This is a genomic window from Streptomyces sp. NBC_00005, assembly GCF_045160215.1.
Lineage (GTDB): Bacteria > Actinomycetota > Actinomycetes > Streptomycetales > Streptomycetaceae > Streptomyces.
On record NZ_CP108316.1, the window covers coordinates 7055180 to 7069347 of the forward strand.

Here is a 14168-nt window from a genome sequence, read left to right on the forward strand (position 1 = left end):
TCGGTGGGCTCTCGGCACCCGTACCGGGGTGTCGTCACGCTCAATGGCATGACGACCACACCCAGGACGGAGCCGGATCCCGCACCGGCTTCAAGTCCTGCATTCAGTAAAGACCCTGCCACTGACAATCGGCCCCGGCGGCTGCTCGCGCTCGTGCTCGCCGCCCAGTTTATGGCGCTGCTCGACGTGTTCATCGTGAACGTCGCGGCCCCCACTATCGGCACCGAACTCCACGCCTCGGGCGCCGACTTGCAGCTGGTGATCGCCGGATACGCCATCACCTACTCGGTGCTGCTGATCACCGGCGCCCGGCTCGGCGACCGGCTCGGCCACGGCCGCGTCCACCTGGCCGGGCTCGCCCTGTTCACGGTTGCCTCGCTCGCCTGCGGCCTGGCCCAGGGATCCACTGAACTCATCGTGTTCCGGCTGGTGCAGGGCGCCGGCTCGGCCGCGATGATCCCGCAGGTGCTCAGCCTGATCCAGCGCAACTTCACCGGCGAGGCCAGGGCGAAGGCCCTCGGCGCTTACTCGGCGGTGATCGCGGTCGGCGCGGCTGCCGGGCAGGTGGTCGGCGGAGTCCTGGTCAGCGCCGACCTGTTCGGCACCGGCTGGCGGCCCGTGTTCCTCGTCAACGTCCCGGTGGGCGTCGTACTGCTGGTCGTCGGCAGGCGCGTCCTGCCGCGGGACGGAGCGGGGGAGCGGGGCCGCGGCCTCGACCTGCCCGGCCTGGTGCTGCTCGGCGCGGCCGTGTCCCTCTTCACGGTGCCGCTGGTGCTCGGGCAGGAGGAGGGCTGGCCGCTGTGGTCCTGGCTGTCGCTGGGCGCCGCCGCGGTCCTGTTCGCGCTGTTCTGGGGCTACGAGTCGCGGCTCGCCCGGCGCGGCGGCGCCCCGCTCATCGCGCCCCGCGTCCTGCACCACCCCGGCATGGGCCTCGCGGTGTTCCGCATCCTGGCGGTCATGGCCGTCAACGGCGGCTTCCTGTTCGCGCTCACGCTGCACATCCAGGGCGGCCTCGGCTACAGCGCCCTGCGGGCGGGCCTCACGTTCGCACCGACCGCGGTCGTCTTCGGCGTGGTGGGTCTGACCTGGCGCCGGTGGCCCGCGTCCTGGCAGCGCCTGCTGACCCCCGCCGGGTTCGTGCTCACCGCGCTGTCCGTGGCGGGAGTCGGACTGGTACTGAAGGGCGGAGACGAGGGAGGCGCGCTGCTGTACGTGGCGTACGCCGGTGTCGGCATGGGGCTCGCGCTCGGCTTCAGCCCGACCCTGACCCGGGCCCTGGCCACGGTCCGGCCCGAGGACGCTGCCGACGCCAGCGGCCTGCTCGCCACGGTCGCACAGCTCGGGCAGCTGACCGGAGTCGCCGCATTCGGCACACTGTTCCTGAACCGGCTTGAGTCACTTGGGGCCCCGGAGGCGTATACCTCTGCGGAGGCGCTTTTGGCGTGCATGTTCGCGCTGGCCGGGACGGCCGCGGTGGGTGCCGTGTCCGGACTGGTACTGAGGCGTCGCTGACCGTATTGGTCTGGCCGTGGCAGAATCAAACGGCCGGAAGGGGGCGCGGCCCGACGGGAGGGAGCAGTGATGCCTGCGAGCATCCTCGAGGAGGTCGGCCACCTCCTCGAAGCGGCGTCGACACGGGATACGGTCACCCGTCTGAGCTGCCCTTCCTGCGGTTCCGTCCATGTCGCCCAAGTCCTCGGCGACAACGGCGGAATCTCCTACGTGTGCACGGCCTGCGGCCACAGCTGGAGCTGATCGATGGGTGCGCACAGGCGAAAGTGCGATTGGTGTGGCAGCGGTACGCCGATCGTCCGTGACATGGAACCGGTCAACCCCGACTACCAGTACTGGTGCGAGGAGTGCGCGCGGGCGCTGATCATAAAGGGCGACCCGATCGAGACGTACCGCGAACTGGAGGGCGAGCCGATCTACGGCCGCCTCCTGGAGGAGCACTGCACGCTCAAGCGGTTCTATTCGTTCGTCACGGCTTGACCCCGGCCGGGGCACCGAAACGATTTGGTGGTGGGCGGGGTCCACCGTGTAATGTTGGCGTCGCCGCCGGGGGAAACCCCCGGAAGCACCGCAAGGGGCTATAGCTCAGTTGGTAGAGCGCCTGCATGGCATGCAGGAGGTCAGGAGTTCAATTCTCCTTAGCTCCACAGAAGTTGAAGGCGGGTCATCCGATCGGATGACCCGCCTTCTTCGTGTGCTCAGCGGCCCAGTGCGCGCCGGCCGCGTCGCTCGGACAGGACCGGCAGGTTGCGGGCCGGGGCGCGGTCGCGCGGGGATTCCTCCTCGAGGCGCAGGGCGAGCGCCGGGCAGCGGCGCACCGCGCGCACGGCCTTGGCCTCCGCGTAGCGCGGCACCTGGGCCTGGGCGACGGTCGGGAAGCCGTCGGCGCCGAGTTCGAACACCTCGGGGAGGATGTCCGCGCACAGACCGTGGCCGCGGCACAGGGTCCAGTCGACGTAGATCTTCTGGCGGCTGGGGCCGTTCTCCTCGGCCTCTGGGCCACCCGAGATGCCCGCAGGCATCTGGCCGCCCTCGAAGAGCGGCAGAACGCCCTCCACGGGCCGTCCGCAGCCGTTTCCGAGGACGTGCGCGGCCAGGTCGTCGGTGAACGCCTTGATGGTCGACTCCAGGAACATCGCGGAGCCGTCCGGGTGCGAGCACGCACCGCGCCGCTTCACGTTCTTGGCGACCTGCTTGAGCGCTTCCAGGGCGGCCGGGCCGCCGCCGCCCAGGATGTCGGCCATGCCGCGCGCGGCGGCGGGCAGACCGAGGTAGCAGGGACCGCACTGTCCCGCGCTCTCCTCGGCCAGCCACTGCGCCACGCGCAGCGACTCGCCCAGCGGACAGGTCTCCTGGGTGATCGGCAGGATCGCGCCGGCGCCGAGCGCACCGCCCACCGCGTCCAGGGAGTCGCGGGAGACGATCGCCTCGTTGACTGTCGCCGCGTCGATCCACTTGCCGTGGTAGCCACCGGTCAGCACGCCCTGCGGGACCGGCGGGGCGCCTGCGAGCTGCAGGACGTAGCGCAGCGGCACGCCGGTGGGGACCTCGATCACCATGGGGCGGGCTACCGCGCCGGAGACCGTCAGCATGACGGTGCCCGGCTCGTCGTAGAGACCGGTGTTGCCGTAGCGCTCCGGGCCGATGCGGGCGGCGATCGCCAGTTGGGCGAAGGTCTCGGCGTTGGACAGCAGGGTGGGCGCGCCGCCGACGCCGCTCTGCGAGGCGCTGATCTTGCGGCCGGGCGGGATCGCCGGGCCGCCGTCGATGGACCGGATCAGCGACGCTGCCGCTCCGGTGACCATGCGGACGGGGTTGCGCTGCACGCGCGCGCGTAGAGCCGATCGGCGCCCGTTGCTCAGGCCGCGTTCGGCGAGCGCGGCCTCCATGGAGCGCTGCGTCGACTCACGGGTGACCCCCACCACGAGCGTGCGGGCACCCAGCGCCTCCGCGACCAGCAGCGCGCCGTCCAGGATGAGGTGCGGGGCACGGTTGATCAGCACCGTGTCCTTGCGGCAGGCCGGCTCGTCCTCGCTTCCGTTGACGACGACGACCGGTCGTACGCCGCGCTTGATCGCTGCTTCGGCGACCGAGCGCAGCTTCTTGTGGAAGGGGAAGCCCGCGCCGCCGCGGCCCTTCAGGTTGATGTTCTCGGCGAGCTTCGCGAGCTGCTCGCCGCCCAGGGGTTCGAGCGGCCCGTGCACCTTGAGGTGCATGGGCAGGTCGAGCCTTTCGACAAGGTCGAAGCCAGACGTGAGTTGCGGAAGACCGACTACGCGGACTTCTGGAACGTCGGGCAGGGCCTCGTTCACCTATAGCCTCCGGAAGGCGTGTTCCAAGGTTCGCCCGAACCCGGTGCGTCGAAGGAATCACCGGGCGATGGTTCATTGGCGGGACCGCTGTTGTACGTGTCGTTCGGGTTGTACGTGCCGTAGAGGTTGTTCGTCTCACCGGTGTCGTACACGTCACTTCCGCCGTACCCGCCGGCGCCCGGATTGCCATAGGTCGGGATGTTGTATCCGGTGTCCTGCATGGGGTCGTAGGCCGACGGGGGCGCCTCGCCGACCGGCGGGGGCGAGGGGACCGGCCAGCTGCCCGAGGTGCTGCCGTCGACGCGCGGGATCGCCTCGGTGGCCTGCATGTCCAGGGGCACGTCCATGCGCGCGGTCTGGTCGGCGTAGGGCTGCTGGCCGTGCTGCTGGGGTGTGACGGCCCGGTAGGCGGCCGCGAAGCCGCCGGTGGACTCCGGGGTCATGGTGCGCGACGAGGGGGCGTCGTAGAAGCCGGCTCCGGTGGAGGTCATCGGGTCTGCGGGCGACTGCTTCGGCACCCGCGCGTTCTCGTAGCCCGGCAGCGCTGAAGGGCTCTCGCTCGCCCGCGCGCGGCTCGCGTCGAGTTCCTCGGCGCGGGCGGTCACCGGGTCATTGCCCAGGAGCGCGGCGAGCCGGGCGGCGACCCTGCGCTTGAACGGCCGGGGAGCCGCCCGCAGGGCGAGGGCGCCGGCCACCGCGACCAGGCACAGCTCGTACGAGATCATGAAGAACGGCTTCGCCGCGCGGCCCGCGAACAGGCCGTGGACCAGCGCCGCGCACCAGGCCGGGTAGGCCAGCATGTGCATGGCACGCCAGCGCGCCGCGACCGGCGCGGGGGAGGCGAACTTGTTGCGGAGGGCGCCGGTGACGCCCACGAAGATCATGAGCAGTCCGGCCAGCGAGCCCAGGCCGATGAGTCCCGCGGTGCCCTTGACGCCGAGGCTGAAGGGGATCAGCGCGGCGATCAGCACGGTGTGGTCCAGCGCCAGTTTGACGGTGATGTGCACCAGCAGGAACGCGATCGAGGCGACGGCGGTCACCCGGTGGATGCCCTGCGCCACGATCCGCTGACGCGTGTTCAGGATGAGCCGGTCCTGGGCCACCAGGCCCCAGATCACGGAGCAGCTGAGGGACACGAGCGACAGGACGCCCGCGCCGAAGTTGAGGAAGTCCTGCAGCCAGCTGCCTCCGAGCAGCACGACGACGGGTATGAGCAGCAGTACGACAGCCGACGCCACCCCATAGGCCGACCGGCCCGGTTTGGGGAGCGAGGCGTTACTACGACGAGGGTTCATGGGGGCAACTCCGAGCAGTTCGGGAAGGCGGTCCCGCTGCCGCACTCTAAGCGGCGCCATACCGGCGGGTACGACGTTTGAGTTATTGCGTTGTTATCAAAGGGCAGTGAGCTTGTTGTGATGTCCCGGTGTTGGGCGTTACGCGAAGTAACCTTTGGCCTTGGTTCAGTTTTTGTCGGGTGGGACCCGTGCCAAGGAGCCATACGGAAGCGCGTCGCATCGTGCTCAAGCGCTGCGGTACCCTAACGCCATGCGTGCCGTACGCCTTCTGCTTAGCGGGCCGCGCTGATCAGTCCCCGACCACCGGTGATCGGATGGTTCGGAATCGGCGCGGCGTCCCCTCCTGTGCGAGGGGATTTTTCATTTCCGCTGGCAGAGACGATCGATGGAGCTTAAGGATCATGAGCGAGACGAACCCCGCTGCCACCGCCGAAGTGGCCGCGCCGCACCGCTACACGGCCGTCGTCGCGGCCGAGATCGAGGCACGCTGGCAGGACTTCTGGGACGCCGAGGGCACGTATGCCGCGCCGAACCCCAAGGGCGACCTGGCGGGTGACCCCGCGGTCGTCGCGCGGCCCAAGAAGTTCATCATGGACATGTTCCCGTACCCCTCGGGTGCCGGCCTGCACGTCGGCCACCCCCTGGGGTACATCGCCACCGACGTCTTCGCGCGCTTCCAGCGCATGACGGGCCACAACGTCCTGCACACCCTGGGCTTCGACGCCTTCGGCCTGCCCGCCGAGCAGTACGCCGTGCAGACCGGCACGCACCCGCGTGTGTCCACCGAGTCCAACATCGAGAACATGAAGGCCCAGCTGCGCCGGCTGGGCCTGGGCCACGACAAGCGCCGGTCGTTCGCCACGATCGACCCGGACTACTACAAGTGGACCCAGTGGATCTTCCTGCAGATCTTCAACTCCTGGTACGACGACGAGGCCGACAAGGCCCGCCCGATCTCCGAGCTGATCGCCCAGTTCGAGACCGGTGAGCGTGCCGTACCGGGGCACACGCGCGCGTGGCACGAGCTGACCGCTGTGGAGCGCGCCGACGTCCTGGGCGAGTTCCGCCTGGCGTACGCCTCCGACGCGCCGGTCAACTGGTGTCCCGGCCTGGGCACCGTGCTGGCCAACGAGGAGGTCACCGCCGAGGGCCGCTCCGAGCGCGGCAACTTCCCGGTCTTCAAGGCCAAGCTGCGCCAGTGGAACATGCGCATCACCGCGTACGCCGACCGCCTGCTGCAGGACCTGGAGGCGCTGGACTGGCCCGAGGCCATCAAGCTGCAGCAGCGCAACTGGATCGGCCGCTCCGAGGGCGCCCGCGTCGACTTCCCGATCGACGGCGAGCGCATCACGGTCTTCACCACGCGTCCCGACACCCTGTTCGGCGCGACCTACATGGTGCTGGCGCCCGAGCACCCGCTGGTCGAGAAGTTCACCCCGGCCGCCTGGCCCGAGGGCACGCACGACGTGTGGACCGGCGGTCACGCGACCCCGGGGGAGGCCGTCGCCGCGTACCGCGCGCAGGCCGCCTCCAAGTCCGACGTCGAGCGGCAGGCCGAGGCCAAGGACAAGACCGGCGTCTTCATCGGCGCGTACGCGACCAACCCGGTCAACGGCGACCAGGTCCCCGTCTTCATCGCCGACTACGTCCTGATGGGCTACGGCACCGGCGCGATCATGGCCGTACCGTGCGGCGACCAGCGCGACTTCGAGTTCGCGCGCGCCTTCGAGCTGCCGATCCACGCCATCGTCGAGCCGACGGACGGCCGGGGCACGGACACGTCGACGTGGGAGGACGCCTTCGGGTCGTACGACGCGAAGATCATCAACTCGTCCAACGACGACATCTCCCTGGACGGCCTGGGCGTCGTCGACGCCAAGGCGCGCATCACCGAATGGCTGGCGCGCAAGGGCATCGGCGAAGGCACCGTCAACTTCCGCCTGCGCGACTGGCTGTTCAGCCGCCAGCGCTACTGGGGTGAGCCCTTCCCGATCGTCTACGACGAGGACGGCACCGCCCACTCCCTGCCCGAGTCGATGCTGCCGCTGGAGCTGCCGGAGGTCGAGGACTACTCGCCGCGCACCTTCGACCCGGACGACGCGCACACGTCCCCGGAGACCCCGCTGTCCCGCAACGCGGACTGGGTCAACGTCACGCTGGACCTGGGCGACGGTCCGAAGCGGTACCGCCGCGAGACCAACACCATGCCCAACTGGGCCGGTTCCTGCTGGTACGAGCTGCGCTACCTGGACCCGCACAACAGCGAGAAGCTGGTCGACCCGGAGATCGAGCAGTACTGGATGGGCCCGCGCGAGGGCCAGCCGCACGGCGGCGTCGACCTGTACGTCGGCGGCGCCGAGCACGCCGTGCTGCACCTGCTGTACGCGCGCTTCTGGTCCAAGGTCCTGTTCGACCTGGGGCACGTCTCCTCCGCGGAGCCGTTCCACAAGCTGTTCAACCAGGGCATGATCCAGGCCTACGTCTACCGCGACAGCCGCGGCATCGCGGTGTCGGCCGCCGAGGTGGAGGAGCGCGACGGCGCGTACTACTACGAGGGCGAAAAGGTCTCCCGGCTGCTGGGCAAGATGGGTAAGTCCCTGAAGAACGCGGTCACTCCGGACGAGATCTGCGCCGAGTACGGGGCGGACACGCTGCGCCTGTACGAGATGGCGATGGGCCCGCTGGACGTGTCGCGGCCGTGGGACACGCGCGCGGTGGTGGGACAGTTCCGGCTGCTGCAGCGGCTGTGGCGCAACATCGTCGACGAGGCGACCGGCGAGGTCACCGTCGTCGACGCCGAGGCCGACGAGGACACGCTGCGTGCCCTGCACAAGGCGATCGACGGGGTGCGCCAGGACCTGGAGGGACTGCGGTTCAACACCGCCATCGCCAAGGTCACGGAGCTGAACAACCACCTGACCAAGGCGGGCGGCGCGCTGCCGCGCTCCGTCGCCGAACCGCTGGTGCTGCTGGCCGCTCCGCTGGCCCCGCACATCGCGGAGGAGCTGTGGCGCAAGCTGGGCCACACCGGCTCGGTCGTCCACCAGGACTTCCCGGTTGCCGACCCGGCGTACGTCGTCGACGAGAGCGTGACCTGCGTGGTGCAGATCAAGGGCAAGGTCAAGGCGCGGCTGGAGGTCTCGCCGGCCATCTCCGAGGAGGAGCTGGAGAAGGTCGCGCTGGCCGACGAGAAGGTCGTCGCGGCGCTGGACGGCGCGGGGATCCGGAAGGTGATCGTGCGGGCGCCGAAGCTGGTGAACATCGTTCCGGCGTAGGCGCCGGCGGGCCGGGGCCTGAGCGCCTCGGGGTAGTCCCCTACGGGCAGGTTCGGGGTTCTTCTGGAACTCCGGGCCTGCTCGTCTCGTTTACCTTTGAAGAGCGGCGCGCCGCGTGTCGTGACGGTCGGAGGAGGAGCGACGTGGAAGCAGTGATCGCAGTGTTCGCCCTGCTTTTCGTCCTCTTCCTGGCACTCGGCGTCTATGCCACGGTGAAGGTGGTCGGCGCCGCCAAGCGCGGCGTGGACCGCACGATCACCCAGGCCCGCCGCACGGTCGAGGACCACACCCTGCGGGCCAAGTCCTTCGCCCAGCCGGGAGCGGCGGGCGAGCTGGCCCAACTGCGGCTGAAGCTGCGCACGTCGATGCGCGCGACCCAGGACGCGCTGCACGCGGGCGTGAATGACGACGAGTCCCTCAAGGAGTCCCTGGGCCTCTTCGAGCGGCTCAGCGCGCACGGGCGCGAGCTGGACGGTGAGCTCAAGCGCCTGGAGGCCGAACCGGACCGGACGACGCTCGCCGAGCGGCTGCCCGGCCTGCGGGAGCGCACCGAGCGCATCACTCAGTCGGCGGACTCACTGCGCTGGGCGGCCCGCGACCGGGCCCGCCGCTTCGCCGACGACGACCTGGACTCGCTGAGCACGCAGATAGACGTCGAGGCCGGTGCCCTGCGGCACTGGACGTCGGCGGAGCCCGCGTCGCCCACGTCGCCCACGCCGCCGTGGCCCGAGGCGTCGGCCGCCGACGGCGCCACATCCCAGCAGACCTGGCCGGAGACACCCCGCTCACGCACGGCCGAGGAGCCGACGCGAGCCGCCATCACCCCGCCGGTGCGGCGTCCCGCCTACCCCTGGCAGAAGAAGACCCGCCCCGAGAGCACTACTTGATCCGGTCAAGGGCATACCAGGTGAGAGGGGCCGGGCTGCCGCCCGGGCGCTACGGCAGGTAACCTCCAGCTCATGTCCCGCCATGTCGCGATCGTCACCGATTCAACGGCCTACCTGCCGCCGCGGACGATGGAGCGCCACGGCATCACAGCGGTGCCCCTGACCGTGGTCCTCGGCGACCAGGCGCTGGACGAGGGCACGGAGATCTCGACGCGTTCCCTGGCCCAGGCACTCCAGAAGCGGCGCCCTGTCACCACCTCGCGGCCCAGCCCCCAGCTCTTCGCCGAGACCTATCGCAAGGTCGCCGAGTCCGGTGCGACCGGCATTGTCTCCCTCCATCTGTCGGCCGAGCTGTCGGGCACGTACGACGCGGCGGTCCTGGCAGCGCGCGAGGCGCCGGTGCCGGTGCGGGTGGTGGACACCGGGACGGTCGCGATGGCACTCGGGTTCTGCGCGCTCGCCGCGGCGGAGGTGGCGGAGTCGGGCGGCACGGTCGACGAGGCCGTCACGGCCGCTGAGAAGCGGGCCTCCGGCACGTCCGCGTACTTCTACGTCGACACCCTCGACTATCTGCGCCGCGGCGGCCGGATCGGCGCCGCCCAGGCCCTGTTGGGTTCCGCGCTGGCCGTGAAGCCGCTGCTGCAGCTGGACGGCGGCCGGATCGAACTGCTGGAGAAGGTCCGCACGGCGTCGAGGGCGATCGCCCGCCTCGAGGAGATCGTGGTCGACCGGGCCGGCGGCGCACAGGTCGACATCGCCGTGCACCATCTCGCCGCCCCCGAGCGGGCCTCGGCCCTCGCGGACCGGTTGCGGGCGCGGGTGCCCGGGCTGGCCGACCTGCATGTGAGTGAGGTGGGGGCCGTGATCGGGGCGCATACCGGCCCTGGGCTGCTGGGGGTCGTGGTTTCGCCGCGCTGACGGCGCCCCTGCGATGGCCTGCCGTGTTCTGCTGGAACGTCGCGTCGTTCTGGCGGGTTACCTCACCCGTGCGGGTGGCGGAGTTATCCACAACTGGTCGGTAATCCCCGGGAATTGAGCAAGATCATCGCGAAGTTGCGAAGTGCCCGATCCTCGTCGCATGGCACTTCGATCACGTTCACGTACAGCGACTGCGACCAGTGGCCCGGGGCGCGGCCCTGCCTCCGACGGCCGGATCCGTCACCGCCACCCCGTGGCCCGGAGCCGATCCCGGCACCGGCCCCTGAACCGGCATGCGTCGGCGGAGGAGCTCCGGCGGCGTGCGGAGGTGCTGTTCCCCGAACGGGCCGGTGAGTGGCGGGAGTCGGGGGCTGGGCCGCCGTTCGACCCGGTGACGGAGGAGGAAGACGAGGAGTTCGACTTTCCTCCGGACGTCCCCCGCGGCGGCATGCCCGTAGATCCTGTAGATCCCGTAGAACCCCTGGATCTCCTGGAACCCGTAGAACCGGTAAATCTCGTAGATCCCGTCGATCCCGACTGCGGGGGAGATCGTGCCGGAAAGGTCTGGCGGGCGCGGGCCGGGCTTGCTCTGCGGGAGCGGATGCCGCTGTGGCTGCAGGCGCGGTGTGGGCTGGAGCGGCGGAGTGTGATCGCGCTCGCGGCGCTGCTTGTCGTTGCCGCCGTCTTCGCCGTTCAGCACTTCTGGGTCGGGCGGACGCAGTCCGTGCGGGCGCCCGAAGTGGTGCGGGCGGTGGCTCCGTTCGGTGAGCGGAAGGGGAGTGGGGAGTCCGAGCCGGACGGTTCGGCCGGGGCGCCGAATGCCGCGGGCACGGCCGGGGCGGAGATCGTCGTGGACGTCAGCGGCAAGGTCCGCGAACCCGGGATTCATCGCCTGCCCGCCGGTTCGCGTGTCGTCGACGCCCTGCGCGCGGCTGGTGGGGTGCGTCCCGGCACGAGCACGGACGGGCTGAACCGGGCCCGCTTTCTTGTGGACGGAGAGCAGGTCGTCGTGGGCGGTCCCGCCGCCGCGGCGCCGGGTTCGGCTGGTGCGGTCGTCGGGGGCTCGTCCGGTTCGGTGGCGGGAGCTGCTCCCGCGGCTCCGGTTGCGCTCAACACCGCCACGGTGGACCAGCTGGACACCCTGCCGGGCGTCGGCCCTGTGCTGGCCCAGCACATCATCGACTACCGCACGCAGCACGGCGGCTTCCGCTCGGTGGACGAGCTGCGCGAGGTCAACGGCATCGGAGACCGCCGTTTCTCCGATCTCCGAAATCTCGTACGGCCATGAGGCGCGCACCCGGTCTTCCGACCCCGCGCGCGGCCGTCCACGCCGCCTCCGGAGGGCGGCTCGGAGTGGCCCACCCCCGGCAGGAAGGACCGACGGACCTGCGACTCGTGCCGCCCGCGCTCGCGACCTGGGCGACGGCTGCGGTGATGCTGGACGCGACGTCCGGGTGGGTCACGCTTGTCGCGGCCGTGTGCCTGACCGTGGCGGTGGTTCTGCTGGCGGTACGGCGGCGACGGCGAGTGCGAGCGGGTTCGCTGAGTCCAAGCCCAAGTCCAAGCCCAAGCCCGGGTCCGAGCCCGGGTCCGAGTCCGAGCCCGGGTCCGAGTCCGAGCCCAAGTCCAGGCCCGAGTCCAAGTCCAGGCCCGAGTCCAAGTCCAGGCCCGAGTCCAAGTCCGGGGTCAGGGCCATGGCCGCGGGTCTCGGTTGCCGCCGTGCTGCTCTGTGTCGCCGCGGCTGCCGTCTCCGCGGGGCTGCACGGAGCCGATGTGCGGCGGGGGCCCGTGCCCGGGCTGGCGCGGCAGTACGCCACCGTGACCGCCGAGGTCGAGGTCACCTCCGACCCTCGGCTCACCCGGCCCCGGATCAGAGGGGACCATGCCGCTCCGGCCTCCGTGCTGATGGACGGGGAGGTGCGGCGCGTGGAGCAGGCGGACGGGACGGCGGTGGTGACGCGGGCACCCGTGCTGGTGATCGCCGACGTGGGGGCACGTGGGGCTGGAACGGAGACCTCCGCCGAGGGGGCACCACGGTCGCCCTGGCTCGAGCTTTTGCCCTCCACGCGAGTGCGGGTCGTCGCGCGGTTGGCGCCCGCGGCGGTGGGCGGTGATCGGGTCGCCGGCGTACTGCGGGTGCGGGGGAAGGCCGCGCCGGTCGTGGTGGGAGGGCCGTCGGGGGCGCAGCGGTTCGCGGGGCGGTTGCGGGCCGGGCTGCGGGAGGCGACCGACGGGCTGCCGGCGGACGCCAGGGCACTGCTGCCGGGGCTGGTCGTCGGGGACACCTCGCGGATCACCCCGGAGCTGGACGAGGCTTTCAAGGAGACCGACCTCGCGCACACGCTCGCGGTGTCCGGGAGCAACCTCACGATCATTCTCGCTCTGCTCATCGGGCCGCCGGGCATGGCGCAGCTGGTGGAGCGCCGTGGGCTCGCGCCCCGGCTCGGCATCCCGCTGCGGACGACCGCGCTGCTCGGGGGAGCACTCACGCTCGGGTTCGTGATCGTGTGCAGACCGGATCCGAGTGTGCTGCGGGCCGCGGCCTGTGGGGTCGTCGTGCTGCTGGCCCTGGCGACCGGACGCCGCAGGTCGCTCGTCCCGGCGCTGGCGACGGCGGTCCTGCTGCTCGTGCTGTACGACCCCTGGCTGGCCCGGAGTTACGGCTTCCTGCTGTCCGTGCTGGCCACCGGCGCCCTGCTCACGCTCGCTCCGCGCTGGAGCGAGGCGCTGCGGCGACGGCGGGTCCCGCCGAGGCTGGCCGAGGGGCTGGCCGCGGCGGCCGCGGCGCAGGCGCTGTGCGCGCCGGTCGTCGCCGTGCTGTCGGCGCGGGTGAGTCTGGTGGCGGTGCCGTGCAATCTGCTCGCGGAGATCGCGGTGGCGCCTGCCACGGTGCTGGGCTTCGCGGCGCTGGCGACGGCGCCGGTGCTGATGCCGGTGGCCAAGGCGTTGGCCTGGTGCGCGAGTTGGCCCGCGGGCTGGATCGCTGACATCGCCCGGACGGGGGCCGCCCTGCCCGGCGGGGGAGTGGACTGGCCGGGCAGCTGGGGCGGGGCGGGGCTGCTCGCCCTGGTCACGGTGGCCGTTCTGCTGCTCGGCCGGCGGATGCTGGGACATCCCTGGGTGTGTGGCGTCTGCGGGGTGCTGCTGGTGCTCGTCGTCGTGCAGCCGCCGCCGTTGACCAGGGTGATCAGCGGGTGGCCGCCGCCGGGGTGGCGGTTCGCGATGTGCGACGTGGGGCAGGGGGACGCGACGGTGCTCGCGGCGGGGGACGGCAGCGGTGTGGTGGTGGATGCCGGGCCCGATCCGACGCTCGTCGACCACTGCCTGCGCACGCTTGGCATCACCAGGGTGCCGTTGATCGTGCTGACCCATTTCCACGCCGATCACGTGGCCGGGCTGCCCGGGGTACTGCGCGGGCGCACGGTGGGGGCGATCGAGACGACGGGCTTCGAAGAGCCCGCGGACCAGGTCGAGTTCGTGCGGAAGGAGGCGGCGGCGCGGCACATTCCGCTCACCCACGCCCTGGCCGGGGAGCAGCGGCGCACCGGATCGCTGTCCTGGCAGGTGCTGTGGCCCCCGCCGCGCCCGGCACCGGATCCGGACGGGCCGAACGACGCCAGCGTCACCCTGCTGGTCAGGTCGGGCGGGCTGCGGCTCCTGCTGCTCGGGGATCTCGAACCCCCGGCCCAGCAGGCGCTGTTGAGGTCGCCGGAAGGAGCGCTGCTGGGTGGCGTGGATGTGCTCAAGGTGGCCCATCACGGGTCGGCGTATCAGGACCCGGAGCTGATACGCAGGGTGGCGCCGCGGATCGCGCTCATCAGCTGCGGGGAGGACAACATGTACGGGCATCCCGCCCCCAGCACGGTCGCGGCACTGCGGGCCGAGGGCGCGGTGGTGCTGCGGACGGACCGGGACGGGGCGCTCGCGGTCACGGGGATGGGCGGGGAGCTGCGGGTGGCGCGAGACTGA

The 14168-nt window shown here is 71.3% G+C and carries 10 protein-coding genes and 1 tRNA gene; 9 read left to right on the forward strand and 2 right to left on the reverse strand.

Features of this window, described 5'->3' with window-relative positions; all coding sequences use genetic code 11:
* Nucleotides 1-153: 153 nt before the first annotated feature.
* From OG303_RS32360 to OG303_RS32375, 4 genes are all read left to right on the forward strand, one after another.
* Nucleotides 154-1512, forward strand: coding sequence for an MFS transporter (locus tag OG303_RS32360; RefSeq protein WP_405877604.1), 1359 nt, complete (start codon nucleotides 154-156; stop codon nucleotides 1510-1512).
* 69 nt (nucleotides 1513-1581) lie between these two features.
* Nucleotides 1582-1755: a hypothetical protein gene (locus tag OG303_RS32365; RefSeq protein WP_107057459.1), complete on the forward strand. Its 174-nt coding sequence runs from the start codon at nucleotides 1582-1584 to the stop codon at nucleotides 1753-1755.
* Nucleotides 1756-1758: 3 nt separating this feature from the next.
* On the forward strand, nucleotides 1759-1992 hold the full coding sequence (locus tag OG303_RS32370; protein WP_003976229.1) for a hypothetical protein: 234 nt from the start codon (nucleotides 1759-1761) through the stop codon (nucleotides 1990-1992).
* A gap of 94 nt (nucleotides 1993-2086) precedes the next feature.
* A tRNA-Ala gene (locus OG303_RS32375) sits at nucleotides 2087-2159 on the forward strand.
* Nucleotides 2160-2210: 51 nt separating this feature from the next.
* On the opposite strand, the gene OG303_RS32380 is transcribed toward OG303_RS32375, so the two are convergent.
* The gene (locus OG303_RS32380) at nucleotides 2211-3824 is read right to left on the reverse strand and encodes an NADH-ubiquinone oxidoreductase-F iron-sulfur binding region domain-containing protein (protein WP_405872843.1); all 1614 of its coding nucleotides are present in this window, start codon (nucleotides 3822-3824) and stop codon (nucleotides 2211-2213) included.
* A complete protein-coding gene (locus OG303_RS32385) occupies nucleotides 3821-5119 on the reverse strand; it encodes a cytochrome b/b6 domain-containing protein (protein ID WP_405872844.1) in 1299 nt (432 codons plus the stop codon). The genes OG303_RS32380 and OG303_RS32385 overlap by 4 nt, the downstream gene beginning before the upstream one ends.
* Nucleotides 5120-5520: 401 nt before the next feature.
* On the opposite strand from OG303_RS32385, the gene leuS reads away from it, so the two are divergent.
* The 5 genes from leuS to OG303_RS32410 all read left to right on the forward strand — a co-directional run bounded on the left by leuS (nucleotide 5521) and on the right by OG303_RS32410 (nucleotide 14168).
* Nucleotides 5521-8394 (forward strand): leucine--tRNA ligase, encoded by a 2874-nt coding sequence (gene leuS, locus OG303_RS32390; RefSeq protein ID WP_405872846.1) that lies wholly within the window; start codon nucleotides 5521-5523, stop codon nucleotides 8392-8394.
* 143 nt (nucleotides 8395-8537) lie between these two features.
* Nucleotides 8538-9281: a hypothetical protein gene (locus OG303_RS32395; protein ID WP_405872847.1), complete on the forward strand. Its 744-nt coding sequence runs from the start codon at nucleotides 8538-8540 to the stop codon at nucleotides 9279-9281.
* Nucleotides 9282-9353: 72 nt separating this feature from the next.
* The gene (locus OG303_RS32400; RefSeq protein WP_405872848.1) at nucleotides 9354-10199 is read left to right on the forward strand and encodes a DegV family protein; all 846 of its coding nucleotides are present in this window, start codon (nucleotides 9354-9356) and stop codon (nucleotides 10197-10199) included.
* A 160-nt stretch (nucleotides 10200-10359) separates the two neighbouring features.
* Complete coding sequence (locus OG303_RS32405; protein ID WP_405872850.1) at nucleotides 10360-11487, forward strand: helix-hairpin-helix domain-containing protein; 1128 nt, start codon at nucleotides 10360-10362, stop codon at nucleotides 11485-11487.
* A complete protein-coding gene (locus OG303_RS32410; RefSeq protein WP_405872852.1) occupies nucleotides 11484-14168 on the forward strand; it encodes a ComEC/Rec2 family competence protein in 2685 nt (894 codons plus the stop codon). Before OG303_RS32405 ends, OG303_RS32410 begins: the two co-directional genes overlap by 4 nt.

What these genes read in the sequence shown, in the direction of transcription:
- OG303_RS32365 (WP_107057459.1), top strand. Translation starts at nt 1,582, where the DNA reads ATGCCTGCGAGCATCCTCGAGGAGGTCGGCCACCTCCTCGAAGCGGCG.
- OG303_RS32370 (WP_003976229.1), top strand. Translation starts at nt 1,759, where the DNA reads ATGGGTGCGCACAGGCGAAAGTGCGATTGGTGTGGCAGCGGTACGCCG.
- OG303_RS32385 (WP_405872844.1), bottom strand. Translation starts at nt 5,119, where the DNA reads ATGAACCCTCGTCGTAGTAACGCCTCGCTCCCCAAACCGGGCCGGTCG.
- leuS (WP_405872846.1), top strand. Translation starts at nt 5,521, where the DNA reads ATGAGCGAGACGAACCCCGCTGCCACCGCCGAAGTGGCCGCGCCGCAC.
- OG303_RS32400 (WP_405872848.1), top strand. Translation starts at nt 9,354, where the DNA reads ATGTCCCGCCATGTCGCGATCGTCACCGATTCAACGGCCTACCTGCCG.
- OG303_RS32405 (WP_405872850.1), top strand. Translation starts at nt 10,360, where the DNA reads ATGGCACTTCGATCACGTTCACGTACAGCGACTGCGACCAGTGGCCCG.
- OG303_RS32410 (WP_405872852.1), top strand. Translation starts at nt 11,484, where the DNA reads ATGAGGCGCGCACCCGGTCTTCCGACCCCGCGCGCGGCCGTCCACGCC.